The organism is Nodularia sp. UHCC 0506 (genome assembly GCF_034931045.1).
Lineage (GTDB): Bacteria > Cyanobacteriota > Cyanobacteriia > Cyanobacteriales > Nostocaceae > Nodularia.
This window is the reverse complement of the sequence record NZ_JAYGHH010000016.1, coordinates 74,361-83,968: the sequence shown is the minus strand read 5'-3', so window position 1 is coordinate 83,968 and position 9,608 is coordinate 74,361. Positions and strand designations below refer to the sequence as shown.

9 protein-coding genes are annotated in these 9,608 nt (G+C 40.5%); 6 read left to right on the top strand and 3 right to left on the bottom strand.

The genetic code is table 11. The features are described from left to right. Together VB654_RS12040 and VB654_RS12035 are read left to right on the top strand one after the other, a co-directional pair. On the top strand, positions 1 to 600 hold a 600-nt coding region (locus VB654_RS12040; RefSeq protein ID WP_416235680.1), incomplete at its 5' end, for a Uma2 family endonuclease. Between the two features lie 113 nt (positions 601 to 713). Continuing rightward, positions 714 to 1,283: a Uma2 family endonuclease gene (locus VB654_RS12035; RefSeq protein ID WP_323213997.1), complete on the top strand. Its 570-nt coding sequence runs from the start codon at positions 714 to 716 to the stop codon at positions 1,281 to 1,283. Between the two features lie 64 nt (positions 1,284 to 1,347). On the opposite strand, the gene VB654_RS12030 is transcribed toward VB654_RS12035, so the two are convergent. Continuing rightward, positions 1,348 to 1,725 (bottom strand): transcriptional regulator, encoded by a 378-nt coding sequence (locus VB654_RS12030; protein WP_323213996.1) that lies wholly within the window; start codon positions 1,723 to 1,725, stop codon positions 1,348 to 1,350. Further along, positions 1,712 to 2,056 (bottom strand): type II toxin-antitoxin system RelE/ParE family toxin, encoded by a 345-nt coding sequence (locus VB654_RS12025; RefSeq protein WP_323213995.1) that lies wholly within the window; start codon positions 2,054 to 2,056, stop codon positions 1,712 to 1,714. The genes VB654_RS12030 and VB654_RS12025 overlap by 14 nt, the downstream gene beginning before the upstream one ends. 306 nt (positions 2,057 to 2,362) lie before the next feature. Here VB654_RS12025 and typA point away from each other — a divergent pair, with 306 nt between their 5' ends. The 4 genes from typA (at position 2,363) to VB654_RS12005 (ending at position 7,674) form a co-directional block, all read left to right on the top strand. Then, on the top strand, positions 2,363 to 4,153 hold the full coding sequence (typA, locus tag VB654_RS12020) for a translational GTPase TypA (protein ID WP_323213994.1): 1,791 nt from the start codon (positions 2,363 to 2,365) through the stop codon (positions 4,151 to 4,153). A 484-nt stretch (positions 4,154 to 4,637) separates the two neighbouring features. Next, positions 4,638 to 6,020, top strand: coding sequence for an oxygen-independent coproporphyrinogen III oxidase (hemN, locus tag VB654_RS12015; RefSeq protein ID WP_323213993.1), 1,383 nt, complete (start codon positions 4,638 to 4,640; stop codon positions 6,018 to 6,020). A 292-nt stretch (positions 6,021 to 6,312) separates the two neighbouring features. Then, entirely contained in the window at positions 6,313 to 6,585 is a 273-nt protein-coding gene (locus VB654_RS12010) for a GlsB/YeaQ/YmgE family stress response membrane protein (protein WP_323213992.1), read from the top strand. A gap of 396 nt (positions 6,586 to 6,981) precedes the next feature. Then, positions 6,982 to 7,674 (top strand): manganese catalase family protein, encoded by a 693-nt coding sequence (locus VB654_RS12005; RefSeq protein ID WP_323213991.1) that lies wholly within the window; start codon positions 6,982 to 6,984, stop codon positions 7,672 to 7,674. A 317-nt stretch (positions 7,675 to 7,991) separates the two neighbouring features. Here the strand turns inward: VB654_RS12005 and purH are convergent, their stop codons facing one another. Continuing rightward, the gene (gene purH / locus VB654_RS12000; protein ID WP_323213990.1) at positions 7,992 to 9,530 is read right to left on the bottom strand and encodes a bifunctional phosphoribosylaminoimidazolecarboxamide formyltransferase/IMP cyclohydrolase; all 1,539 of its coding nucleotides are present in this window, start codon (positions 9,528 to 9,530) and stop codon (positions 7,992 to 7,994) included. Positions 9,531 to 9,608 lie beyond the last annotated feature (78 nt).

The following is a 9,608-nucleotide window of genomic DNA, read 5'->3' as shown; positions in this document are numbered from 1 at the left end:
GATGTCATTCCATCTGGCATCATCATGAACAGTGAAAAAGTAACGGTGCAGTCTTGTTATGCTGTCACTGATGAAGAATTGATGTTGATGAGTTCGCAAAACCCGGAACTGCGGTTTGAACGCAATGCTGATGGAACTTTAGAAACTATGCCACCAACTGGGGGAATTTCTGGAAATCGTGAAATAAAAGCAGGTGCTTATTTGTTGTTTTGGGTGGAAAGTCAAGATTTAGGTGAGGTTTTTGGACCAAGTACAGGTTTTAGATTACCAAATACGGCAGTAAGGTCTCCTGATGCTGCTTTTGTGGCTAAAGGTCGTTTACCAGAAAATTGGGATCAGCAAGAGGATGGTTTTATTAATTTAGCTCCTAATTTTGTGATTGAAATTCGTTCTAAAAATGACAGTTTGGTGAAACTTAAAGCCAAGATGTCAGAATATATTACCAATGGTGTGCAGTTAGCATGGTTGATTGACCGTCAAAATCAGCAAGCTTTGGTTTATCGTCGGGATGGGTCAATTACTCAGTATCCAGCTACAGCAATTTTGGATGGTGAAGATGTTGTTCCTGGGTTTACGCAGCCTTTAAAAAGATTATTGTAAGTCGTAGTAAATAATTAAAGGTTTGTAGTCAGGACTTTAGTCCTGAATTAAAGGTTAAGAGCAATTACTACGAGCTAAATTACCATATTTTTATATTTTAGGAGTATTTGCTAATGGCACTTTCGACTCAGGTAAATTCCCAGCTTTCCCTCACAGAATTTCTGCAATTACCAGAAACTAAACCAGCTAGTGAATATATCGACGGCAGCATCTATCAAAAACCAATGCCCCAGGGAAAACATAGCAGAATCCAAACTTGTTTATCAACCAATATCAATCAGGTGGGTGAACCCCAGCAAAAAGCTTTAGCATTAACGGAGTTACGCTGTACCTTTGGGGGACGTTCTTTAGTTCCTGATATTGCTGTGTTTGAGTGGTCACGCATCCCCACTGATGCAGATGGAGAAATTGCCAATAGGTTTGAAAGTTATCCAGATTGGATTATTGAAATTTTATCACCTGATCAATCTCCTAATCATGTAATTAATAACATTATTTTTTGTATTAACCAGGGGACTAAATTAGGTTGGTTTATTGACCCTAATGATAAATCGGTGATGGTATTTCAACCGAATCAATTGCCTGAAGTTAAATACAATACTGATATATTACCTGTTCTCGATGTGTTAACAGATTGGCAGTTAAAAGCAAGTGATATTTTTAGTTGGTTGAAAGTTAAATAAGTAGGTAAAATAAATTCACAGAACCATACATAATAGTTAGTCTGAAGATAGAAGTCCTACTATATTAAAATTTACTAAACTTTCGCCGAGTCTGAGAGCCTGTGTGTGAGGGTTTCATCTGGAAATGTTTAATTTGTCTCAGCTTAGAATCAGGTAGTTTCAAGCCCAAAGCATTTAGCCAATTACCAAATTTGTGAATTGGTTCGCTTCCTCCTGGGGAGAACAGTGTATCTATTTCTTTTATCTGTAGTTTTACCTTTTCTGGAGTCATATTTTCTTCACCCAGAGCATTAGCTACATGGCTTAGTGCAAGTGTTAATAACTCACGATCTGGCTTTTCTTCTTCTTCTAATTCTAAGTGAGTTTCAAGATAGACAGTAGCATAATCTCGATCTTTGAGGCGTGAAATTAGATAATCATGGTAACTATCACTGGTTGGCATTTTCTCGTCTCCTATAGTCTTGCAAATACTCTATCGATTTACGAATATCTTGGTTTTGGGTGCTTTTATCTCCGCCACAGAGGATGAGTATAATTATTGTGCCAATTTGTCCAAAATAAATTCGGTAGCCGGGTCCAAAATCTATCTTTAGTTCATAGACACCTTGCCCAACTGAGCGATAATCTCCTAAATTCCCAAGACTGACTCGGTTGAGTCTTTTATCGATTATAGATTTAGCTTTTGTATCTCTAAGTGCGTCAAACCACTCAGCAAAGGGAACTCTACCGTCACTGGTAATGTAACGCTGAACATCTTTTGGTTCAACTACCATTATTTTAATTTTAGTCGATCGCATTTCTCCTCAATGACTGAATTTACAGATTTCCAGTCTCAAACTTCAACATCACCTTGCTAATTTACAAATTTGGTGCTAATTGTGACACGATTATAGAGAAAATGCTCAAAAAAAATATTTATTCTAGGATAGCCTCAAGAAAACCCCCCGGAATTGTGTAGATTAGGCTAGAATTGTTAAAGGTTCTTTACAGAATTTGCTAATCATAAACAATTCTGTTAAAGCAACTCAGCATTGAAAATTGAATCTGAAAACCCCCTCTTGAGTTCACTAAAAGCTCCTATGACGCTCCCAATTCGCAACGTCGCCATTATCGCCCACGTTGACCACGGCAAAACTACCCTGGTTGATGCGCTCCTCAAACAATCTGGTATTTTCCGAGAAGGTGAAGACGTTCCGGATTGTGTCATGGATTCCAACACCCTAGAACGGGAGCGGGGTATTACAATTCTTTCTAAAAATACAGCCGTTCGCTACAAAGAAACCTTAATCAATATTGTTGATACCCCAGGACACGCTGACTTTGGCGGCGAAGTTGAACGGGTACTAGGCATGGTTGATGGTTGTCTGTTGATTGTCGATGCCAACGAAGGCCCTATGCCCCAGACACGCTTTGTCTTGAAAAAAGCTCTGGAAAAAGGACTGCGCCCCATCGTTGTTATTAACAAAATTGACCGCGCCCAAGCTGACCCCCACGTGGCTGTAGATAAGGTTTTGGATCTGTTCTTGGAATTAGGCGCAGATGAAGACCAATGTGATTTTACCTATCTATTTGCTTCTGGAATGAGCGGTTTTGCTAAAGAAAGCATGGAAGCCGAAGCGGTAGATATGCAGCCCCTGTTTAATGCCATTCTGCAACACGTTCCACCTCCTGTTGGTGATATCAATAAGCCTCTGCAATTGCAAGTTACTACCCTAGATTATTCAGAATATCTGGGACGGATTGTGATTGGTAGAATCCACAATGGTACAATCCGGGCTGGACAACAAGCGGCTCTGGTAACAGAAAACGGTACAATTGTCAAGTCCAAAATTACCAAATTAATGGGATTTGAAGGACTGAAGCGGGTGGAAATGGAAGAAGCTACCGCCGGGTATATTGTGGCTGTGGCCGGTTTCGCTGATGCTTATATTGGGGAAACCATTACTGACCCCAACGAACCCCAGGCTTTACCACTAATTAAGGTGGATGAACCCACTTTACAAATGACCTTCTGGGTAAATGATTCACCCTTTGCTGGTCAGGAAGGTAAACTGGTGACATCAAGACAAGTACGCGATCGCCTATTCCGTGAATTAGAAACTAACGTCGCCCTCCGAGTCGAAGAAACTGATTCTCCCGATAAATTCCAAGTTTGCGGTCGGGGTGAATTACACTTGGGTATCTTAATTGAAACCATGCGCCGTGAAGGTTTCGAGTTCCAAGTATCTCAACCACAAGTAATTTACCGCGAAATCAACGGTCAACCTTGCGAACCTTTTGAACTCCTAGCATTGGATATTCCCGAAGACGCTGTTGGTAGCTGTATTGAACGCCTGGGACAACGCAAAGGCGAAATGCAAGATATGCAAGTTGTGGGAAATGGACGCACACTACTAGAGTTTATTATTCCCGCCCGTGGCTTGATTGGTTTCCGGGGTGAATTTATGCGGATGACTCGTGGTGAAGGTATCATGAACCACAGTTTCCATGATTATCGTCCCCTGTCTGGAGAAATTGAAGCCCGGAACAAAGGCGTTCTCATTGCTTTTGAAGAAGGTGTTTCGACTTTCTACGCCATGAAAAACTCAGAAGATAGAGGCGCATTCTTTATCACTCCAGGTACTAAGGTGTATAAAGGCATGATTATCGGTGAACATAATCGTCCTCAAGACTTGGAATTGAATGTCTGTAAGACGAAGCAGTTAACCAATCACCGGGCTTCTGGTGGTGAGGAACTAGTACAATTGCAAACACCAATCGATATGAGTCTAGAACGGGCTTTGGAGTATATCGGCCCTGATGAGTTGGTGGAAGTTACGCCAGAATCAATTCGTTTACGGAAAGTAACCAAGAAGTTCGCTAAACGTTAGATAAAAGCACCCAACCCGCAAGTAACTATCTATTACCCATTCAATAAAATACTTAATCTGTGCTGTTTCAGCTAACAGAATTGGGTAATGGCATGATGGATAAGTCTAAGGTGTACACCCTACCAAAATGATCAGTTTTGGGTAGGGTTTTTTATTGGTGTTAGTCCTAACGCCTTGATGATCTGGGATGGTGGGTTGTGGTACTGTTGATTTACAACCAGAAAAATATAAAGAAATATTAATAATTTTATAGTTATCAAAATATTGATAGTTAAATAATTTGGTGAGAGAAAATGATCGCCAACAAAAACAACATATCCGATCATTTGAGATTATTGAGGCTGTTTGGTGGGAGTCAACACATCACGCACTCCCGCAACTCTCTACACTAGACAACAGCGAGAGTAGACAAATTTATTGAATGGTAGTTTGATTTCCGCCACGCTACATGAGGCGGGATGGTTACAGTTTCTTGGAGGTTTTGATGGTTTTTGTCTTGCCTAGTGTCAAATTTGATCTGAATATGATCAAAAAGTATGATAATCCTGCGCCGAGATACACGAGTTACCCGCCCGCTACAGAGTTAAGTACAGAATTTACTGTAACCGATTTTCACGGTGCGATCGCCGCCTCCAACTACCGAAAATCTCCTCTGTCTCTATATTTCCATATTCCCTTTTGTCAGACTGCTTGCTACTTCTGCGGCTGTAATACAGTCATTTCCCAAAATAAGAATATCGCCAAGCCTTACTTAGAACATTTGGTACGAGAAATCAAGAACATGGCAACCTTGATTGATCGAGATCGAAAAGTGCTGCAAATTCACTGGGGTGGTGGTACACCTAATTATTTAAATCACGACCAAGTGAAATTTTTATGGAAACATATCACCGAAAACTTTAATATTGATCCACAAGCCGAAATTTCCATTGAAATTAATCCCACCTACGTAGATCAAGACTATATTTTCTTTCTCCGCGAAGTGGGGTTTAACCGCATTAGCTTTGGGATTCAAGATTTTAATCCCCAAGTCCAATTAGCCGTGAATCGTGTCCAGCCAGAAGAACTGCTGTTTGATGTCATGGATTGGATTAAAGCTGCCAAGTTTGACAGTGTGAATGTAGACCTGATTTATGGTTTACCTTATCAAACCCTCCAGACATTTCAAGAAACAGTCAAAAAGACCATTGCATTAGACCCTAACCGCATTGTTGTGTTTAACTTCGCCTATGTACCGTGGATGAAGCCAGCGCAAAAAAATATTCCTCAAGCAGCATTACCGCAACCGCAGGAAAAGTTGGAAATTCTCAAAATGACTATTGAAGAATTAACCAATAGCAAGTATCTATTCATCGGGATGGATCATTTTGCCAAACATAATGATGAATTAGCGATCGCGCAACAAAATCACACCCTCCAGCGCAACTTTCAAGGATACACTACCCATGCGGGAACAGAACTCTTAGGTTTTGGTGCTACATCCATCAGTATGCTTCATGATGCCTATGTGCAGAACCACAAACAATTAAAGGATTATTATCAGGCGATCGCGGCAGATATTTTACCCATTAGTAAAGGAATTAAACTAAGTCAAGATGACATCATCAGACGGGATGTGATCATGTGCATTATGTCTCACTTTCATCTGAATAAGCAAGATATTGCAGATAAATATCACATCAATTTCGATGATTATTTTGACCATGAGTTAAAGGCATTAGAAACACTAGCAGCTGATGAACTCGTCAAAATTTCAACCAACCGCATCCAGATTACAGATATCGGTAGGTTACTGGTGAGAAATATTGCTGTCACATTTGATAAATATAATCAAACCAGAGATAAACAATTCTCTCAGGCAATTTAAGCTCAGAATTACAAACATTTTTTTATTTTACTGCTCAGAAAAACTGGGTAATTGGTAATTATGCTCATGAAACATTACCAATTATCCTGATAAAATTAATATTCATTTAAGATATAGTAATCTTGCTAAAAAAGCACTCCAAGAGCCAAAACAAAATAAGCATTTCAGCCTTTCATCTCAACTCACATAGGTATTTATCTACCTTTTGGTTTTAATAACTATTTCCTCTGGTTGAAACAATTGTAAATAAGAATTGCTAAGATAAATACAGTTGAGATTTTAGAGGAAAATTATGAATCTTATTGCTTGGGCAATTTTAGGACTTTTGGCTGGTGCAATCGGTAAAGCGATTTATCCCGGCTCTCAAGGTGGTGGTATTCTCTCAACAATGATTTTGGGTATTATCGGTGCGTTTGTCGGAGGTAGTATATTTAGTCTGCTACAAACGGGAACGCTACAATTAACGGCTACTAGTTTAAGCATACCAGGGCTTTTTGTTGCAGTTATTGGCTCCATCATTGCTATTTATTTGTGGGGACTATTTACCAGCCGCACTAGTGCCTAATTTAAATTAGCCACTAACTGACGAATAGATGAGGAACGTGCCTGCTAAATCTGCTTACACATCAATCTCGTAAGTTCAATATCAAGTTTATAGCTAACGGGAATTGCGACGTTCTCTCAACCTAAATGTTAATTTCTTTAATTCAACGCATCGATACTACCAAAGGGTAGTATCTCTAGCGGGTTTATAGTTTTGGCAACTAAAATATCATATAGCAGAGTGCTGTAAAGCCGGGGCATAGCTGCGCTTAGAGAGGTAGTAGGGCGTTTAGGACATTAAGAACTTCAAGCTATCAATATTGTTCTCACTCAGGTGAAAACTGCGATATTAATTAATTTATTTTGTCCAACTGAGTCATTTTTGAAATTTAAAAATGCTTTCTTTAAGAGGTATCCTATGTTTTACCATAAAAAAGAAACAATTCATGCTGTAAATATTGCTGAAGCTGACCCTCGTTTTGCCCAATTACTGCTAGAGCAGTTTGGCGGAGCAACTGGAGAACTATCAGCAGCTTTGCAATATTGGGTACAATCTTTTCATGTTGAAAATGCTGGAATTCGAGATATGCTCCAAGACATTGCTCTGGAGGAATTTAGTCATTTAGAAATGGTTGGTAGACTGATTGAAGGTCATACCAAAAATATGGATCAGACAGAGGCATATAAAAGCACTCTTTTTGCTGTCAGAGGTATAGGACCTCACTTTCTAGATAGTCAAGGAAGTGCTTGGACGGCAAATTACTTGAATGAAGGTGGAGATGTCGTCAGGGATTTGAGAGCTAATATTGCCGCAGAAGCTGGCGCACGTCAAACTTACGAAGAATTAATTAAGTTAGCAACAGATGAAGGAACTAAAGAGACTTTGGTTCATCTATTAACAAGAGAAGTTTCTCATACTCGAATGTTTATGAAAGCTTTGGATTCATTGGGTAAATTGGATGAACCATTTTTTGGTAATATTCAGCCTGATGAAACGGTTGATATTTATTACAACCTATCTACAAATGGCGATGGTAAAGATCAGCGTGGCCCCTGGAATTCTGAGCCAGCATTTAAATACATTGCTAACCCGCTAGAGGGCAAATCTTAAATAGGGTTTGCTGTTCGCGTAGCGTGCCGTTAGGCATAAAAGTTTTGTCGTGGAGGCAGGGAATAGGGAACAGTTTCAGCGAAAGTTAAAATTTAGAATGATATTGGCCTAGCCTGATATAACAAATTACGAATTACAAATTACGAATTACGAATTATAAATTAAAAAGCGTCTGGGAGTGTTACCGTGTTTCCACCCCAAACGCTTTTTATTTTTAACTTGCTCCTCACACACAACTAGAGAATACTGCTGTTTGCCGAGAATACAAGTGTAATATGTGACAGTTTGTAAACTGGCACAAGCTAACTCCCAAAGATTTAATGTAAAAAGTGGCGCACACCAGTTAACACCATGACTAAACCTAGCTCATTTGCAGCCTTGATGGAATCTTGATCGCGCAAACTTCCGCCTGGTTGGACAATGGCAGTAATTCCGGCTGCTGCGGCTGTTTTCACAGAATCATCGAAGGGGAAAAATCCATCACTGGCGAGAATTGCGCCTTGGGCTTTTGCGCCAGCTTGTTCTAAGGCTATTTTAACTGAACCAACGCGATTCATTTGACCAGCACCTACGCCTAGAGTAGTGCGATCGCTTGTAATCACAATAGCATTGGATTTAACGTGTTTACAGACCTTCCAAGCAAACAGTAACTCGGCTAACTCATCCGGGGTGGGTTGACGTTCAGTGACTACTTGCCATTGACTAGTATCAGCTATGGCATCATCAGCAGCTTGGACTAAAAAACCACCAGCGATCGCTTTCACGGTATCCTGGGGGCCACTGCTCAAATCTGGTAACGTTAAAATCCGTAGTTTAGATTTCGCCGCTAAAATTTCTTGGGCTTGGGGTTCACAACCAGGCGCAACCACACATTCCAAAAATGTCTTGGTTAACTCATTAGCTGTTGCCGCATCAATAGGGCGATTCAGTGCCACAATTCCCCCAAAAGCTGAAATTGAATCAGCATTAAAAGCTTTTTGATATGCTTCCACCAGAGTACTGCCCACAGCCACACCACAGGGGTTTGTGTGCTTAATCACCGTTGCGGCGGGAGTATCAGTAAACTCAGCAATAATGCGGCGGGCGGCTTCTAAATCCACCAAATTATTATAACTCAGTTCCTTACCTTGCAATTTCGTCGCCGCAGCCCAACCCGTGGGAGTAGTCCCGCTTTGATACCAAGCAGCAGATTGATGAGGGTTTTCGCCGTAACGCAGAGATTGCAATTGCTGTCCAGAAAGGTTATATTCCTGGGGTAGAGAATCTTGAGATTGTTGGCTAAGATAAGCTGCTATCGCTTGATCATAACTAGCCGTATGAGAAAAACCTTTTAAAGCACATTTTTGGCGAAACTCCAAAGATGCAGAACCGTTATTTTGCCCTAATTCCTGCAAATATTCCTCATACTGTGCCGGGTCACATAATACCGTCAGATGAGCGAAATTTTTCGATGCAGCCCGCAACATCGCTGGACCACCGATATCAATTTGTTCAACAGCCTCAGATAACGTCACCCCAGGTTTAGCAATAGTTTCCTCAAAGGGATAAAGATTCACTACCACTAAATCAATCGGGCGAATTTGGTTATTTTCTAAATCAGTTAAATGTTGGGGAATATCTCGCCGCGCCAAAATTCCGCCATGAATGCGAGGATGTAAGGTTTTAACTCGACCACCTAAAATTTCAGGTGAACCAGTGTAATCAGAAACCTTTGTCACTGGTAGCCCCGCATCCTTGAGGGTTTTTGCCGTTCCCCCACTACTGATTAAATCAAAATTAAATTCTTCGACCAAGCGACGAGCCAGGTCAACTATACCAGTTTTGTTAGATACACTCAGCAGTGCTAGACGCGCCATGTTTTAGTTCCTCTGATGTAGGCTGTGAAGCGAAAGATCATCAGTTTTACATAAGCCTTGGTTCACTTCAAGACCAGA